Source organism: Gemella sanguinis ATCC 700632, assembly GCF_000701685.1.
GTDB lineage: Bacteria > Bacillota > Bacilli > Staphylococcales > Gemellaceae > Gemella > Gemella sanguinis.
Window position 1 is genome coordinate 63,302 of record NZ_JNJO01000008.1, and the last position, 17,272, is coordinate 80,573.

The 17,272-nt window shown below is 32.6% G+C and carries 18 protein-coding genes and 1 other annotated feature (1 of these 19 only partly in view); of the genes, 17 read left to right on the forward strand and 1 reads right to left on the reverse strand.

The genetic code is table 11. The features are described from left to right. The first annotated feature begins 18 nt into the window (after window positions 1–18). Genes rplF through rplQ form a run of 13 tightly spaced genes read left to right on the forward strand, consistent with a single transcriptional unit; the run spans window position 19 to window position 6,628 of the window. Window positions 19–555, forward strand: coding sequence for a 50S ribosomal protein L6 (rplF, locus tag T369_RS0104960; RefSeq protein WP_006364586.1), 537 nt, complete (start codon window positions 19–21; stop codon window positions 553–555). Between the two features lie 27 nt (window positions 556–582). After that, the gene (gene rplR / locus T369_RS0104965; protein WP_031552541.1) at window positions 583–939 is read left to right on the forward strand and encodes a 50S ribosomal protein L18; all 357 of its coding nucleotides are present in this window, start codon (window positions 583–585) and stop codon (window positions 937–939) included. A gap of 20 nt (window positions 940–959) precedes the next feature. After that, window positions 960–1,457, forward strand: a complete 498-nt coding sequence (gene rpsE, locus T369_RS0104970; protein ID WP_006364584.1) for a 30S ribosomal protein S5 — start codon at window positions 960–962, stop codon at window positions 1,455–1,457. Between the two features lie 16 nt (window positions 1,458–1,473). Continuing rightward, window positions 1,474–1,650 (forward strand): 50S ribosomal protein L30, encoded by a 177-nt coding sequence (gene rpmD / locus T369_RS0104975; RefSeq protein ID WP_031552544.1) that lies wholly within the window; start codon window positions 1,474–1,476, stop codon window positions 1,648–1,650. A 28-nt stretch (window positions 1,651–1,678) separates the two neighbouring features. Continuing rightward, complete coding sequence (gene rplO / locus T369_RS0104980; RefSeq protein ID WP_031552546.1) at window positions 1,679–2,119, forward strand: 50S ribosomal protein L15; 441 nt, start codon at window positions 1,679–1,681, stop codon at window positions 2,117–2,119. 3 nt (window positions 2,120–2,122) lie between these two features. Then, window positions 2,123–3,427, forward strand: a complete 1,305-nt coding sequence (gene secY / locus T369_RS0104985) for a preprotein translocase subunit SecY (protein ID WP_031552549.1) — start codon at window positions 2,123–2,125, stop codon at window positions 3,425–3,427. Window positions 3,428–3,432: 5 nt separating this feature from the next. After that, window positions 3,433–4,086, forward strand: a complete 654-nt coding sequence (locus tag T369_RS0104990) for an adenylate kinase (protein WP_031552550.1) — start codon at window positions 3,433–3,435, stop codon at window positions 4,084–4,086. A gap of 15 nt (window positions 4,087–4,101) precedes the next feature. Then, window positions 4,102–4,317, forward strand: a complete 216-nt coding sequence (gene infA, locus T369_RS0104995; RefSeq protein WP_003144387.1) for a translation initiation factor IF-1 — start codon at window positions 4,102–4,104, stop codon at window positions 4,315–4,317. 26 nt (window positions 4,318–4,343) lie between these two features. Then, a complete protein-coding gene (gene rpmJ, locus T369_RS0105000; RefSeq protein ID WP_003144208.1) occupies window positions 4,344–4,457 on the forward strand; it encodes a 50S ribosomal protein L36 in 114 nt (37 codons plus the stop codon). Between the two features lie 22 nt (window positions 4,458–4,479). Next, on the forward strand, window positions 4,480–4,845 hold the full coding sequence (gene rpsM, locus T369_RS0105005; protein ID WP_006364579.1) for a 30S ribosomal protein S13: 366 nt from the start codon (window positions 4,480–4,482) through the stop codon (window positions 4,843–4,845). 25 nt (window positions 4,846–4,870) lie between these two features. Next, complete coding sequence (gene rpsK, locus T369_RS0105010) at window positions 4,871–5,260, forward strand: 30S ribosomal protein S11 (protein WP_006364578.1); 390 nt, start codon at window positions 4,871–4,873, stop codon at window positions 5,258–5,260. Between the two features lie 36 nt (window positions 5,261–5,296). Further along, window positions 5,297–6,238: a DNA-directed RNA polymerase subunit alpha gene (locus T369_RS0105015; RefSeq protein WP_006364577.1), complete on the forward strand. Its 942-nt coding sequence runs from the start codon at window positions 5,297–5,299 to the stop codon at window positions 6,236–6,238. A gap of 21 nt (window positions 6,239–6,259) precedes the next feature. Continuing rightward, complete coding sequence (rplQ, locus tag T369_RS0105020) at window positions 6,260–6,628, forward strand: 50S ribosomal protein L17 (protein WP_006364576.1); 369 nt, start codon at window positions 6,260–6,262, stop codon at window positions 6,626–6,628. A gap of 617 nt (window positions 6,629–7,245) precedes the next feature. Here the strand turns inward: rplQ and T369_RS0105025 are convergent. Then, window positions 7,246–11,268: a Spy0128 family protein gene (locus T369_RS0105025; protein WP_051618972.1), complete on the reverse strand. Its 4,023-nt coding sequence runs from the start codon at window positions 11,266–11,268 to the stop codon at window positions 7,246–7,248. 512 nt (window positions 11,269–11,780) lie between these two features. Here T369_RS0105025 and T369_RS0105030 point away from each other — a divergent pair. The 4 genes from T369_RS0105030 to T369_RS0105045 all read left to right on the forward strand — a co-directional run bounded on the left by T369_RS0105030 (window position 11,781) and on the right by T369_RS0105045 (window position 16,836). Beyond that, window positions 11,781–12,551: a threonine/serine exporter family protein gene (locus T369_RS0105030; protein ID WP_006364572.1), complete on the forward strand. Its 771-nt coding sequence runs from the start codon at window positions 11,781–11,783 to the stop codon at window positions 12,549–12,551. Between the two features lie 2 nt (window positions 12,552–12,553). Then, on the forward strand, window positions 12,554–13,027 hold the full coding sequence (locus T369_RS0105035; RefSeq protein WP_035496411.1) for a threonine/serine exporter family protein: 474 nt from the start codon (window positions 12,554–12,556) through the stop codon (window positions 13,025–13,027). 260 nt (window positions 13,028–13,287) lie between these two features. Next, the gene (locus tag T369_RS0105040; RefSeq protein WP_031552557.1) at window positions 13,288–15,894 is read left to right on the forward strand and encodes a cation-translocating P-type ATPase; all 2,607 of its coding nucleotides are present in this window, start codon (window positions 13,288–13,290) and stop codon (window positions 15,892–15,894) included. A gap of 99 nt (window positions 15,895–15,993) precedes the next feature. After that, window positions 15,994–16,836, forward strand: coding sequence for a YwqG family protein (locus tag T369_RS0105045; protein WP_031552560.1), 843 nt, complete (start codon window positions 15,994–15,996; stop codon window positions 16,834–16,836). Between the two features lie 286 nt (window positions 16,837–17,122). Then, window positions 17,123–17,272 (forward strand) — a binding site (T-box leader) (it continues 101 nt past the right edge of the window).

The following is a 17,272-nucleotide window of genomic DNA, read 5'->3' on the forward strand; positions in this document are numbered from 1 at the left end:
TAAGGAGGTGCCAATTAAATGTCACGTATAGGTAATAAAGTTATTACAATACCTGCAGGTGTTGAAGTTAACATTAACGATAACTTCGCAACAGTAAAAGGACCTAAAGGTGAATTAAAACAACAATTTGATAAAGACATGACTTTCAACATTGAAGGGAATGAAATCACTGTAGTACGTCCATCAGACTCAAAACGTCACCGTACAGTACACGGAACAACTCGTGCTATCTTAGCTAACATGATTGAAGGTGTATCTGCTGGATTCAAAAAAGAACTTGAGTTAATCGGGGTTGGTTACCGTGCTCAAATGCAAGGTAAAAAATTAGTACTAAGTGTTGGATATTCTCACCCAGTTGAATTTGAAGAAATCGAAGGAATTAAATTAGGTGTTGAAGGAAACACTAAAGTTAGTATCGAAGGTATTAACAAAGAAGTAGTAGGACAATACGCAGCTAAAGTTCGTGCAGTACGTCCTCCAGAACCTTATAAAGGTAAAGGTATTCGCTACGTTGGTGAATATGTTCGCCGTAAAGAAGGTAAAACTGGTAAATAATAGATAACAGAAAGGAGTGTTTCAAGTATGATTACGAAACTTGACAAAAATAAAGTTCGTAAAAAAAGACACGCAAGAGTTCGTGTTAAAGTTCAAGGAACTGCTGAAGTGCCACGTTTAAACGTATACCGTTCAAACACAAACATTTACGCACAAATTATTGATGACACTAAAGGTGTTACATTAGCACAAGCTTCTTCATTAAAATTAGAAAATGTTTCTAAATCAAGTGTTGAAGCAGCTAAACAAGTAGGAAAATTAATCGCAGAAGTAGCTAAAGAAAAAGGAATTGAAAAAGTTGTTTTCGACCGTGGAGGATACTTATATCACGGACGTGTTAAAGCATTAGCTGAAGCAGCACGTGAAAACGGACTTGTATTCTAATAAAGGAGGGAAATTAGTAGATGCGTCAGGAAGAAATCAAAAAAGAATTTGAAGAACGCGTAGTTGCCATTCGCCGTGTAGCTAAAGTTGTTAAAGGTGGACGTCGTTTCCGTTTCTCTGCTTTAGTAGTAGTAGGTGACAAAAATGGTCGCGTAGGATTTGGTACTGGTAAAGCTCAAGAGGTACCAGATGCAATCAAAAAAGCAGTTGAAGCTGCAAAACATAACTTAATTACTGTACCAGTAGTTAACGGAACAATACCTCACGAAATCACAGGTCAATTTGGAGCAGGTTCAGTTTTAGTTAAACCAGCTGCACCAGGTACTGGGGTAATCGCTGGTGGTCCAGTTCGTGCCGTATTAGAATTAGCAGGTATTTCAAATATCTTATCAAAATCTCTAGGTTCAAACACACCAGTAAACATGGTTCGTGCTACAATCGAAGGATTAACAAGATTACAAACAGTTGAACACGTAGCAGCTTTACGTGGTAAATCTGTAGAAGAATTATTAGGATAAGAGGAGGGAAAAGAACATGACATTAAAAGTAACCCTAACTCGTAGTACAATTGGTCGTCCAAAGAATCAAAGAAAAGTTGTAGAAGCTCTTGGTCTTAAAAAATTGCACCAAACAGTTGAACACAAAGATAACGCTGCGATTCGTGGTATGATTAATAAAGTTTCACACTTAGTGACTGTAGAAGAAAAATAATTATTAATACAAGGAGGTGCTAGTCTAAATGAAATTACATGAATTACAACCAGTTGAAGGTTCTCGTAAAGAGCGTAACAGAGTAGGTCGTGGGATTGGATCAGGAAACGGTAAAACAAGTGGACGTGGTCAAAAAGGACAAAAAGCACGTAGTGGTGGTGGAGTTCGCCCAGGATTTGAAGGTGGACAAAACCCATTATTCAGACGTATTCCAAAACGTGGATTTAACAACGTTAACAGAAAAGAATATGCAGTTGTAAATCTTACAGACTTAAACAAATTTGAAGATGGTACTGTAGTATCACCTGCTCTATTAGTAGAAACTAAAGTTATTAAAAAAGAACTTTCAGGTGTTAAAGTATTAGCTAACGGTAAATTAGAAAAAAAATTAACTGTACAAGCTCATAAATTCTCATCTTCAGCAAAAGAAGCTATTGAAGCAGCTGGAGGAGTTTGCGAGGTGCTATAATAAATGTTTAGTGCAACGCTGAATTTGTTTAGAGTAAAAGAAACTCGTAACAAAATATTATTTACCTTATTTGGTATATTTTTATTCCGTGTCGGTTCATATTTACCGGTACCGGGAGTAGATGCGGATGTTCTAAAAAGTCAAGACGCATCAGGGTTATTCGGTATATTTAACACATTTGCAGGAGGAGCATTACAACAGTTTTCTGTATTCGCTATGGGTATCATGCCATATATTACAGCATCTATCGTAATTCAACTTATGCAAATGGATGTTATTCCTACATTAGCTGAGTGGGCAAAACAAGGTGAAGTAGGTCAGAAGAAAACTCAAAAATTAACTAGAGTATTAGCGATAGTCTTATCATTTATTCAAGCGTTAATTATGTCTTATGGATTTAATAATGCTTATGGTGGATTAATCAAAGATACATCTGTAGTAGGATTCATTACAGTAGCCTTAGTATTAACTGCAGGTACTGCATTACTATTATGGATTGGGGATCAAATTTCTCAATATGGTGTAGGTAACGGGGTATCAATTATCATTTTAGCTGGTATTATAGCTCGTATGCCTCAACAATTCTACCAAGTATATGAATCACAAATTAAAGATGCTGAGAATGTTAACCTAGCTATTTTAAAACTAGTTATAGTTGGATTAGTAATTATCGCAATAGTAGCTGCTGTTGTTTTCATGCAAGAAGCTATTCGTAAAATACCTATTCAATACTCTCAAGCAAGAGCTGGGCGTAGAATGTTAGGAGCTCGTTCAACATTCTTACCACTTCGTGTTAACAGTGCCGGAGTTATCCCAGTAATCTTTGCAGTAGCATTTTTACAATTACCAAGAACTATTGCAATCTTCGCACCTAACAATGAGAAATTGCAAAAAATAGTTTCATATTTTGATTTCAGTCATTGGATTGGATTAACATTATATGTAGTATTAATTATTGCATTCTGTTACTTCTATGTAATGGTACAAGTTAACCCAGAGAAAATGGCAGATAACTTAAGAAAACAAGGAAGTTTTGTTCCAGGGGTTAGACCAGGTAAAAAAACTGAACAATACATTACAGGTATTTTATACAGACTAACGTTTGTAGGTTCAATATTCCTAGCAGCTGTTTCGGTTCTTCCAACAATATTCACCAACCTAGCTAAATTACCAGCTTCTGTACACATTGGTGGAACAAGTTTAATAATTGTTGTCAGTGTAGCACTAGAGACAGTTAAGCAACTTAATACACAATTAACGGAAAGAAACTATAGAAGTTTCATTACTGGGAAAAAAGGTGGTAAATAGATATGATGAATATAATATTAATGGGATTACCGGGAGCGGGTAAAGGTACTCAAGCAGAACAAATTAAAGAGAATTATCCAATTCCTCATATTTCTACAGGAGATATGTTTAGAGCTGCTATTAAAAATGAGACACCGCTTGGAAAAGAAGCAAAAAGTTATATTGATAAAGGACAACTTGTTCCTGACAGTGTAACTATAGGATTAGTTGAAGAAAGATTGAATCAAGAAGATGCAAAAGAAGGCTTTTTACTTGACGGTTTTCCAAGAACAGTAGAACAAGCTGAAGCCCTTGATCAAATTTTAGCGAAAACTAATAGAAAAATCGATAAAGTATTAAATATCGATGTTGATCCAGATATTCTATTACCTCGTTTAACAGGTAGAAGAATCTGTAAACAATGTGGAACTACTTATCATTTAATTTTCAACCCAACAAAAGTTGAAGGTGTTTGTGATAAAGATGGTGGTGAACTTTACCAAAGAAGTGATGACAACGAAGAAACAGTTGCTAATCGCTTAGAGGTTAATATTAAACAAACTAAACCATTACTTGACTTCTATAGTCAAAAAGAAGGTGTAGTTGAAAATATTAATGGTGATCAAGACATCAAAGTAGTTTTCCAAGATGTACAAAAAGTATTAGATAAACTGAAATAATCAGGGAGGAAAAGTATGGCAAAAGATGTCATTGAAGTAGAAGGTTTAGTAGTAGAAAACTTGCCGAATGCAATGTTTAAAGTAGAATTAGAAAATGGTCATATTATTTTAGCTCATGTTTCTGGAAAAATCAGAATGAATTATATAAGAATTTTACCAGGTGATAAAGTTACAGTAGAAATGAGTCCGTATGACCTGACAAAAGGTAGAATAACTTATAGATTCAAGTAAGTTATAAACTCAAGGAGGAAATAACGATGAAAGTAAGACCATCAGTAAAGAAAATCTGTGACAAATGTAAAGTAATTCGTCGTGGTGGTAAAGTATTAGTGATTTGCGAAAACGCAAAACACAAACAAAAACAAGGATAATTAATTAGGAGGTGCAAACTTAATGGCACGTATAGCAGGAGTCGATATTCCACGTGAAAAACGCGTTGTTATATCACTAACTTATGTATATGGTATAGGTTTAAAAACTTCTCAAAAAATCTTAAAAGAAGCTGGTGTTTCTGAAGATGTGAGAGTTAAAGACTTAACAGGTGAACAATTAGATAAAATTCGTGAAGCTGTAGATAACTACAAAACAGAAGGTGATCTTCGTCGTGAAGTTTCATTAAACATTAAACGTCTAATGGAAATCGGATGTTACAGAGGTATCCGTCACCGTCGTGGACTTCCAGTAAGAGGGCAAAATACTAAGAACAACTCTCGTACTCGTAAAGGTCCTAAGAAAACAGTTGCGAACAAGAAAAAATAATTAGGATAGGAGGAGAAACACAACTATGGCTCGTAAACAACAATCACGTAAACGTCGTGTGAAAAAAAATATACAAAACGGTATAGCACACATTCGTTCTACATTCAATAACTCAATAGTAACAATTACAGATGAACATGGTAATGCAGTATCATGGTCAAGTGCAGGAGCGTTAGGATTCAAAGGTTCTAGAAAATCTACTCCATTCGCAGCACAAATGGCAAGTGAAGCAGCAGCTAAACAAGCTATGGAACACGGAATGAAATATGTAGATGTAACAGTTAAAGGTCCAGGAGCAGGGCGTGAAGCAGCTATTCGTGCATTACAATCTGCAGGATTAGAAGTTACATCAATCAAAGACGTAACTCCAGTTCCTCACAATGGATGTCGCCCACCTAAACGTCGTCGTGTATAATAATTTGAATACACTAAATTTAGGAGGTTTAACATAATGTTAGCAATAGAAAAACCAAAAATTCAAATCATCGAAGAATCATCAGATAAAAGATTTGGTCGCTTTGTAGTAGAACCATTAGAACGTGGTTATGGTACTACATTAGGTAATTCATTGAGAAGAATGTTAATCTCATCATTACCAGGAGCAGCAGCAAGAAGTATCGATATTCAAGGAGTTCAACACGAATTCCAAGCCGTTAAAGGTGTAGTAGAAGATGTTACTGAAATCATTATGAATGTTAAAAACATTGCGTTTAAAGTACATTCAGAAGAAGAAAAAGTAGTATCAATTAATGTAAAAGGTCCAGCAGTTGTTACTGCAGAAGATATCGCTATCGATTCAGATATCGAAGTTATCAACACAGATCAACATATTGCTACTGTATCAGAAGGTGGACAATTTGAAATGCTTATTTACGTAGGTAAAGGACGTGGATTTGTACCAGCAGATGGAAACAAAAAACGTGACTTACCAATTGGCGTAATTCCAATCGATTCAATTTATACACCAGTATCTAAAGTAAACTACACAGTTGAAAAAACTAGGGTAGGACAAAGCACTGACTTTGATAAACTTATTTTAGATGTTACAACAAATGGTACAATTACAGCTAACGACGCTTTAGCATTAGCATCAAAAATTCTAATTTCTCATTTAGAATTATTTATGGAAATGTCTGAAGAAGCAAAAGCTGCTGATATATTGGTAGCTAAAGAAGAAGATAATAAAGTTCAAATGTTAGAAATGACAATTGAAGAACTTGACTTATCAGTACGTAGTTATAACTGTCTAAAACGTGCAGGTATAAATACAGTTCAAGAATTAGCTAACAAAACAGAACAAGAAATGATTAAAGTAAGAAACTTAGGTCGTAAATCATTAGAAGAAGTTAAAATTAAACTTCAAGATTTAGAACTAGGATTTAGAGAAGAATAAAACTAACAAGGAGGCACACTAATGGGTTACAGAAAATTAGGACGTACATCAGCTCACCGTAAAGCGATGTTAAGAAACTTAGTTACAGCTCTACTAGTACACGGTAGAATTGAAACAACTGTTACAAGAGCGAAAGAAGTTCGTTCATTAACAGAAAAAATGATTACATTAGGTAAAAAAGGTGATCTAGCAGCAAGACGTAATGCAGCTAAATTCATTCAACCTGTTGCAGTAGCAACTGAAGAAGGTAAGAGTCAATTAGCTCTTAAAAAATTATTTGAAGAAGTAGCACCTAAATATGCAGACCGTAATGGTGGATACACTCGTATTTTACGTGTTGGACCACGTAAAGGTGACGGTGCAGAAACAGCTATTATAGAATTAGTTTAATAAAAATTTTTCATACAACAATAACATACTACATACACACACAACTAAACAACACATACAACACAATTTAAACTAATTTTTTTGGCAAAAGAGTGCTTGAAATGCGTAGATAAAAGGCTACGTCGTCTAGCTCTAATGTATCCTAGCGAGGATGCTAGGATACCCTTTTGTCCCTTTAAAAATTAAATCTAATTATACTTTAAAAGATTACCAGGCAAGGTAGTCTTTTTTATTTTGCACGTTAAGATTTCTAGAATCAAAGATTCGTAGAAATCATTACGTGCAAAATACGCACAGTTGTCCCAAGAATGAATGAAATGAGTGATTGGATGACAACCACTGCGAAGATCTAAATATTTCAAAAGTAAACATTATAGCGTTAAGATTTTTAGAATCTTCGATTCGTAAAAATTATTACGTGCAAAATACGCAAAAGGAACTAAATTTCTAAGGAACAAAGTGACGAATAAAAGTTTAGTCAAGACTGCGAAGTTGCATTAATAATTTACTACAGTTTAGTTAAGATTTCTAGTGTCGAAGACACGTAGAAATCATTACGTACAAAGTATAAAGAAAAAGACATAAATAAGAAATTTCTTATTTATGTCTTCTTAAAATTAATTCATTTTTTGTTTTCTTCTAATAGCTAGTCCAACTAGTGATAAAATACCTAAACCTGCGATAGATGAAGATAGAGCACCAATACCTGTACGAGGTAAAATTCCTTTTGGAGGAGTTGTTGGTTTATAGCTGTTATTAAATACTTTGTTTTCTGGTAGTTCAACTACTGAAGTTAAAACACCACGTTCTTTATCTAATTTAACGTCAATTGTAACTGTACGAGCAGTTTCATCGTAAGTAATACCTTCTACATTGTTTTTATTTTCTACTACTTTATAAGTGTATCTACCTTCTTTAGAGAAAATTAATCCATTGAATAAAATATTACCATTTGCATCGTTTGAAACAGTTTTAACAGCTTTTCCTTCAGAGTCGAATAGAGTAAATGTAAATTCACCATCTTTTAAGTCACGTCCGCTTAAATTCTTTTTAAGTGAGAATTCAGCGCTAGTTGCGTTTGGAGTGAATAAATTATGGAATACTTTACTTTCTGGGTAAACAACTTCAGTTTTAAGGTTGTCACCATCTCTAGTAACTTTAACAGTTACATGTTTTTCAGACTCATCATAAGCTATTGTACTGTCAGTTCCTTTAACTTCTTTAACAGTATAAGTGTGTTCTCCTACTTCTTTATAAGAAATAGACTCAAAAGTAACTTTACCGTTTTTATTAGTAGTTGTTTGAAGTTTGTTAGAACCTTCGTATAAATCAAAGTTGAATTCACCATCTGCTAAGTTACGACCAGTAAGTTGTTTTTCTAACTCGATAGTAGCTTTTGCTTCGTTTGGAGTGAATTTATTATTGAAAGTTTTACTTTCTGGGTAAACAACCTCAGTTTTAAGGTTATCACCATCTCTAGTAACTTTAACAGTTACATGTTTTTCAGATTCATCATAAGTGATAGTACTATTATCACCTTTAACTTCTTTAATAGTGTAAGTGTGTTCTCCTACCTCTTTATAAGAAATAGAGTCGAAAGCAACTTTACCGTTTTTATTTGTAACAGTTTGAAGTTTGTTAGAACCTTCATATAGATCAAAGCTAAATTCACCATCAACTAAATCACGACCATCAAGTTTTTTATCTAATTCGATAGAAGCATTAGTTGCATTAGGAGTGAATGTGTTATTGAAAGTTTTACCATCAGGGTAAATAACTTCGGCTTTAAGATTGTTTCCATCTTTTGTAACGTTAATTGTTACATGTTTTTCAGATGAATCATAGTTAATAGTGCTGTTATCACCTTTAACTTCTTTAACAGTGTAGTTATATGTTCCTTCTTTTTCAAATTTTATAGAAGGGAATGTAACTTTACCATTTTGGTTTGTAGCTTCACTTCCTACTTGGTTTCCTTTATCATCTTTAAGAATAAATTTAAACTCACCATTTACTAAATCACGACCAGAAAGAGCTTTATCTAACTCAATAGTAGCGTTAGCTGCGTTAGGAGTGAATGTGTTGTTGAAAGTTTTGCTTTCAGGATAAACAACTTCAGTTTTAAGGTTGTCACCATCTCTAGTAACTTTAACAGTTACTTCTTTAGCTGTTGAATCATAAGCTATAGTACTGTCTTCACCTTTAACTTCTTTAATAGTATAAGTGTGTTCTCCTACTTCTTTGTAAGAAATAGAGTCGAAAGCAACTTTACCATTTTTATTAGTAGTTGTTTGAAGTTTATTAGAACCTTCATAAAGTTCGAAGCTGAATTCTCCATCAACTAAATCACGACCAGAAAGAGCTTTATCTAACTCAATAGTAGCGCTAGTTTCTTTAGGAGTGAATGTGTTGTTGAAAGTTTTACTTTCAGGGTAAACAACTTCAGATTTAAGTTCATTTCCATCTTTAGTAACTTTAACAGTTACTTGTTTTTCAGATTCATCATAAGCGATTGTGTTATTATCACCTTTAACTTCTTTAACAGTATAAGTGTGTTCTCCTACTTCTTTGTAAGAAATAGAATCAAACGAAATTTTACCATTTTTGTTTGTAGTAGTTTGAAGTTTATTAGAACCTTCATAAAGTTCGAAGCTAAATTCTCCATCAACTAAATCACGACCAGAAAGTTGTTTGTCTAACTCAATAGTAGCGCTAGTTTCTTTAGGAGTAAATGTGTTGTTGAAAGTTTTACTTTCAGGATAAACAACCTCAGTTTTAAGGTTATCTCCGTCTTTAGTAACTTTAACAGTTACTTGTTTTTCTGAAGAATCGTAAGTGATTGTACTATCATTACCTTTAACTTCTTTAACAGTATAAGTATGTTCTCCTACTTCTTTGTAAGAAATAGAGTCAAACGAAATTTTACCATTTTTATTTGTAGTAGTTTGAAGTTTATTAGAACCTTCATAAAGTTCAAAACTAAACTCTCCATCAACTAAATCACGACCAGAAAGAGCTTTATCTAACTCTATTGTAGCGTTAGCTGCATTTGGTGTAAATTTGTTGTTGAATGTATTTCCATCAGGATAAACAACTTCAGATTTAAGCTTATCTCCATCTTTAGTAACTTTAACAGTTACTTGTTTAGTTGAAGAATCATAAGCTATAGTACTGTTATCGCCTTTTACCTCTTTAACAGTGTATGTGTGTTCTCCTACTTCTTTGTAAGAAATAGCATCGAAAGTAATTTTACCGTTTTTGTTTGAAACAGTTTGAATTTTGTTAGAACCTTCATAAAGCTCGAAACTAAACTCTCCATCAACTAAATCACGACCAGAAAGTTGTTTGTCGAACTCAATAGTAGCGTTGGTTGGAGTAGGTTCTTTAGGGATTTTTTTGTTGCTAATAGTTTTTAAAGCAACTTTTGAAGTATTAAAGTCTGTTGGTTTTACCGCAATTGCTTCTTTATTTAATTGGTATCCCTCTGGAGCTTTAGTTTCTACTAATTTATATTCTGTGTTTAGTAGACCATCAATTAAAGCTTCACCGTTTGCATCAGTAGTTACTGATTTAACTGTTTCATTAGTTGATGTACGAATAACATCAAAACTTGCTCCAGCTAAAGCTGTATTAGTTTCACTATCTACTTTTTTAATTTTAACAGAGTAGTTAAAACCTTCTGCTTCACCACCGGCATTTTGGTAAACGAATGGGTTACTCTTAGTTTCAGTAACTTTATCTGCTTTAAGAGTTACATTATTAAGGAATTGTTGTCCATTTTTAGGTGTTTTATCAATTTTTACTTTATAGTAAATAGAATAACCTTCATTAGCAGCAACATTTCCTAAGTTAACTTGGAAACTCTTTTGACTAGCATCAAAGTTAACAGGAACACTAACTACAGTAGCATTTGTTAATCCTAATTTGTGGTTACTGCTTACAGCCCAAGTTCCTTTTTTAACAACGAATGAATCTTTTACATAGCTCATTCCATCAGTGCTAAGTTTATCAAGGACGATTGCATTAGTTAGAGGTTTATTTTCAGCGTTAACTCGAACTTCATAATCACGAGTAATTCCTCCATCAGCTAATTTTTGTGTATTCCAGCTAACTTTGTCCAATACTTTATCAGATTTACCTGGATCAACAACAAAATTAACCTCTCCAACTGGTATATTTTTGTTGTTTACACTAATATTAATAGGTACTTTACTAGGTGATGCAGTATCAGGACTTACTCTTACATTGAAGAATAGACTACCTTTAATATCAGATTTTTTTGTTACGTAATCTGTATATGTAAGAGTTATTGTTTTTGTTGCAGCATTAAGAACAGCTTTTGCTACAACTTTTTGGTCAGAACTCATTACATTAAAGCTTGTATCAGAGACAAACTTAAGATTTTTTGGTAAAGATATAATAGCTTGACCACCTGTTTTTGCAGTATTAGGAACAGAAAAATTCATGTTAACATTTATATCTGTATACTGGTCAACAGGATTTTTTGTAGGTGTAATAGATTGACCTGTAATATTAATGGCCCCAGTTGCACCTAAAGCAGATGTAGAGTTCAGCTTAGCTGAGCTAAACATACTGATGATGACCAATGTCATTGCTAGAAATAGTTTAATATATTTTTTCATAATATAAATAGGCTCCTTTTCATTATTATATCGTGTTTATACTAGCATTTAAAACACAATTGAAAATATTTTACCATGATTAACATAATCTATCAAAAAAATTGCTCATAGATCACATAAATTTTTACCATATTTATGTAAAAATTTATCAGATTATATTTAATAGGATTTGACTATAATTTCTTATAAGAAAAAAATTAGATATTACTTTGATAATAGGGCGTTCGTGTCTTTTGAAATCATTTTCTGAAAAATAATTGAAATATAAATCTAAAATGAACTTTATATTTTATAATAATATAATAAATTTAGAAAAAATACATATTTAAAGTTTATTTTAAGTATATAATATTTGTTTATTTAATTATTTTAATATTTTATAACTAATTATCTTCAAAAATCTTGATAAAACTATATTTTTCTTAGGTTATTTATGATATAATATGCATATTGACAAAATTTAGAAAGGAAACGGGATTAACGTAGGGTTAGTCTGTGATAGGGCAAATTACATGAATGAAAAATTGTTGATGAAAACTGCTTTATTAGCGGGAAAAATTCTTATGGAAAATGGTGCAGAAGTGTACCGTACAGAAGACACCATGGAACGTATTATTAGAAAAGGTGTTGGACAAGTAAGGACTGATATTTTTTATACCCATGTAACATTAACAGGGCTATTTGTCCGTATTGAAGATTATGGAACAGACTTTTATCGAGTAGAAAATAGAACATATAATTTAACAAAAACAACTGCTGTAAATACCTTATCTAGGGCATATACTTCAGGACAAATTAGTCTAGAAGATATGTATGATGCATTAAAAAGAATTCATACTTCAAAAAGTAAAGTTCCGGATTGGTTTAAAATCTTATGTGCCGGAATACTTAGTGGAGGTATCGTATTAATATTCGAGGGAAGTTACTGGGATGTTATACCAGGAAGTATTGCTGGTGCAGTAGCTTTTTATATTTATTTAGTAGCTATTACATATTTAAAGGCACCATTTATTTCAGAGTATATTAGTACCTTTGTAGGTGGTGTAGCAGGGTATTTAGGTTTTGCATTATTAAATGGTCAATCGCTAAGATTAGCAATGATTGGTGCGGTAGTACCTTTAGTACCAGGGATAACTATTACTAACTCTATGCGTGATATTATAGCAAGGCAATATATATCAGGTGTTATTAGGTTTATAGAAACTTTCTGTGTGGCCTTTGCGCTTGGAGCAGGGATAGTAACTGTTTATTATTTAGTTAGATTATTTGGAGGTGTAGTATAATTATGGCAATATTAAGTCATTTACTTTTATTATTATATCACTTCGTATTTAGTTTTATTTCATCAGTATCGTTTGCCGTAATATGTGATGTACCTAGAAAAAGCTTGGTTACTGGAGGAATTATTGGAGCAATAGGTTGGTGTGGATACTGGGAAATGTGGAGCCATGGGCAAAGCGTCTTTATGTCGAGTTTAGTATGTTCACTTTTACTAGCTAATACGAGTCAAATTTGTGCTATTAAATTTAAAAACCCACTAACAGTATACTTCGTACCTGGACTTGTTCCGGTAGTTCCTGGGGTTACTATTTACGATGCATTTAGAACATTATTATTAGATGAATATTCAAATTCTGCAAGAATTTTCTTAAATAGTTTTTATGGTGCAATAGGTTTAGCAGTAGGAATTATTATTGCAGACTCAATCTTTAGAGTAATAGTAGGACCTATGTTACAAAAACGTTCACAAAGATTGTAAAAAAACGTATTATTTTAAAATTAAGAAAAAATAGATAAATTCTTCTTGCAAAAGTGAAAATACTATGTTATAGTATTATCAACACAAGGGATTAGCTTACGAATAAACGTTATAGTATCGTCAGTACGAAAGAATATTTTCCGGTACTATATTAAAAAGCGAGACTTGGTTGCTACGCAACCGGTCTCGCTTTTTTGCATTTGAAGGAGTAGTAACTAGGTACATACTCTGTGAAATTTATAAAAAAGGAATGTATAGAGATGAAATATTTTTATCAAAAAGAAAGTAAAGAAATCTTAGATGAATTAAATACAACTACTTCTGGTTTAAACAGTAAAGAAGTTGAAAAACGTCAAGAAAAGCATGGATTAAATGTGCTGCCTGAAGCGCCACGTCCAAGTGGGTTTCAAATATTTTTAAATCAATTTAAAGATTTAATAGTATTAATATTAATTGCAGCGGCAGTTATTTCAGGAGTAACAGGAGATGCAGAGTCATCAATAGTTATTGTAGTAGTGTTAATCATTAATGCAATTTTAGGAACTACCCAGACATTAAATGCTCAGCGTTCAGTAGATAGCTTAAAACAACTATCAGTACCAAAAGTTAAAGTCATTCGTGATGGTGTAAAACAAGAGATTGATTCGCACCACTTAACTATTGGTGATATTGTTGAATTTGAAGCTGGTGATATGATAGTGGCTGATGCACGTATTATTGAAGCAAGTTCACTACAGGTGCAGGAATCAGCGCTAACTGGTGAGAGTCATGCAGTAGATAAAAATACTGATGTAGTTGAAGGTGAAGTTGTAGTAGGAGACCAAACAAACATGGTTTTCACAGGTTCACAAGTTACATATGGTAAAGGACAGGCAGTAGTTACAAGTATTGGTGTTGATACAGAAATTGGTAAGATTTCAGAGTTATTAAACAATGCTTCAAGTGGAAAATCTCCATTGCAAAAATCTATAGATCAGTTTTCAAAAAATTTATCTGTAGGAATAATAATTTTATGTATTGTAGTATTTGGATTAACTTACATGAGTTCACATGATTTTGGTGGAGCTGCAATGTTTGCTATAGCATTAGCAGTTGCTGCAGTACCAGAAGCTCTAGCTTCAATTATTACAATAGTTGAATCACTAGGTTCTCAAACACTAGCTAAAGAAAATGCAATAATGAAAGATATTAATGCTGTAGAAACTCTAGGTTCAGTATCTATCATTGCGTCAGACAAAACAGGTACATTAACTCAAAACAAAATGACTGTTGAAAATGTCTATATTAATGGTAAATTGCTAAATCCAGCGGATATAAATCTAGAAGATAAAGCAGGTAAACTTATTATAGATACAATGGTTCTTACTAATGATTCATTTATAAATGGTGATCAAAAAGTAGGGGATCCAACAGAGTTAGCACTTGTAGAATTAGGTAGAAAATATAGTATAATTGAACAAGATCTTCGAGAAAAATACCCTCGTATATCAGAATTACCATTCGACTCAGTTCGTAAATTCATGTCAACATTACAAATTATTGATAATGAGAAATTAATGTTAACAAAAGGCGCAACAGATGAACTGCTTAAAAAATGTAGTTCAATTCTAATAGATGGTCAAGTTCGTGATATTACAGAAGAAGATAAAAAACAAATTTTAGAACAAAATAATAACTTTGCTGAAGAAGGATTACGTGTTTTAGGTTATGCATTCAAAAAAGATGCAAGTGATGAGTTAACATTTGATGATGAAAATAACTTAACATTCGTGGGATTAACTTCAATGATTGACCCACCTCGTGAAGAATCAAAAGAGGCTGTAGAAAAAGCTATTAGAGCAGGTATTAAACCAATTATGATTACTGGGGACCACGCTGTTACAGCTCGCTCAATCGCACGTAAAATTGGAATTTTCCAAGATGGTGATATGGTTGTTGATGGTTTAACATTAGAAAATATGACAGATGAAGAATTAGCACGTGATTTAGAAAAAATATCAGTATATGCACGTGTTGCACCAGAGCATAAAATACGTATAGTTAATGCATGGCAAGCAAAAGGAAAAGTAGTTGGTATGAGTGGTGATGGAGTAAATGACGCTCCAGCATTGAAACAAGCAGATATTGGTATTGCGATGGGAATAACAGGTTCAGAAGTTTCCAAAGATGCAGCTGATATGATTCTTACAGATGATAACTTTGCGACAATTGTAAAAGCTGTAACAGTAGGAAGAAATATCTTTACAAATATTAAAAATGCTATTAAATACTTATTAACTGGTAATACAGGAGCAATTTTTGTTGTTATAGCAACAACTTTATTAGCGTTCTTCGATAGTAAATTTGTAGTTCCATTTGCTGCAATTCAGTTACTATTTATTAACTTAGTTACAGACTCGCTACCAGCAATAGCTATCGGTACTGAAAAAGGAACAGATGATGTTCTTAAACAAAAACCAAGAGATCCAAATGAGCCAATCTTAACTCGTGCAACATTCACATCAGTGTTGATTGAAGCTGCTTTAATTGCGGTTGCAGTATTTGTTGGATACTATATTGGTATTGAAACAGGAGAAGGTTATGCTACTACATTTGCATTCCTAACTTTATGCTTGGCTAGATTATTTAATGGATTTAGTTGCAGAAGTGATCAACCTTTAACTAAGATTGGATTATTTTCTAACAAAAATACAGTATATGCATTCCTGATTGGAATAACATTAGTAGGTATTATAGTATTTATACCTGCTGTAGGAAGTATATTTAAAGTTATGAGCTTAAATATTACTCAAGTATTAACAATAATTGGATTAGCTATTGCACCAACAATAGTGACTCAAATTATTAAAATGATCAAAAGCAGATAATAAAAGATTAAAGGAGTTAGTGAAAACTAGCTCCTTTAATATATGAAATATTATTTTACTATGGTATAATTAATTTAGAAAAATTTAAGGAGGTACTATATGGTTACTGAAGAAATGATTAGTAAAGCAATAGAAAAGGTAAAGGGAGATACGATTACTGATAAACATATTAAAATTACAGTTGTCGGTGAAGATCCTACATTATCAATATTTGATAGTAAATTTGGAGGTATTCCATATTTACCTCAAGATGCAAAAGTTCCAGTAGATAGTGAAGGGGTGCAGTTAGGATTACTTGCACAGATTAATTGTAGTGATTTACCAGAAAATGATTTATACCCAAAAACTGGATTAGTACAATTTTGGATTGGGCGTGATGATCTTATGGGATTAGATGAAGAAGAAGGAAGTAAAGTTATTTATTATCCAGAGTTAGATAGAATGGTAACAGAAATGGATGTATTAGAAAAGTATAAACTTTTTGATGAAGATGATCGAGATGAATACTCTCCGTTTGAACCTGCAAATAATACATTAAAAATAGCATTTGAAGAGAAACCAGTATCAATAACAGCTGTAGATTATAGATTTGAGGAGATATTCTGTAATGCAATAAATGAACTATATCCAGAAGCAAATGTAACTGATATGTGGACTGATATAGATGATTTTTCATTAGATAAAGTATTTAATGAGTTTTCAAATGAAGGACATTCAATAGGTGGATATCCACTATTTATACAAGAAGATCCGAGACAGTACGATGAGGAAAAAGAAGAATACAATGTTATGCTATTACAGGTAGATAGTGAATTTGTTGAAGGTGAGCGTAGATATTTAATTATTTGGGGGGATTGTGGTATTGCAAACTTCTTTATAAGAGAAAAAGATTTAAAAGCACAAGATTTCTCTAATATATTATACAATTGGGATTGTAGCTAAGATTATTACTTTAACCACATATGTACTAAGCGTATGTGGTTATTTTTGCATATAGGTTAGTTTTAATTCTCTTTAGAAAGTTCGTAAAAAACAATTGTTCTCCTCAGAGAAAAATTCGTTTTTTAGATGTAAAGTGAATAATAATAAGGTGTATGCTGTATTTTAAGTGTTATATCCGTACCATAGGATGCTTCCACCTGATATAGACTTTAAAAAACATATATTATTTTCCGAAAAAACTATTGACATAAAATTAAAATCTTGTTATACTAATTTCAAGTTAATGATTCACACGTTGAAAAGATAAGTAAAAGTGAAAGATTGTAAAGAGAGTCTCGGGTGGTGAAAAGAGATCAATACGGAAACTTTGAAAATGGTCTTTGAGTGGTAGTGGTCGAATAATTAGACCTCTACGGGAGAGCCCGTTAAAGCTCAG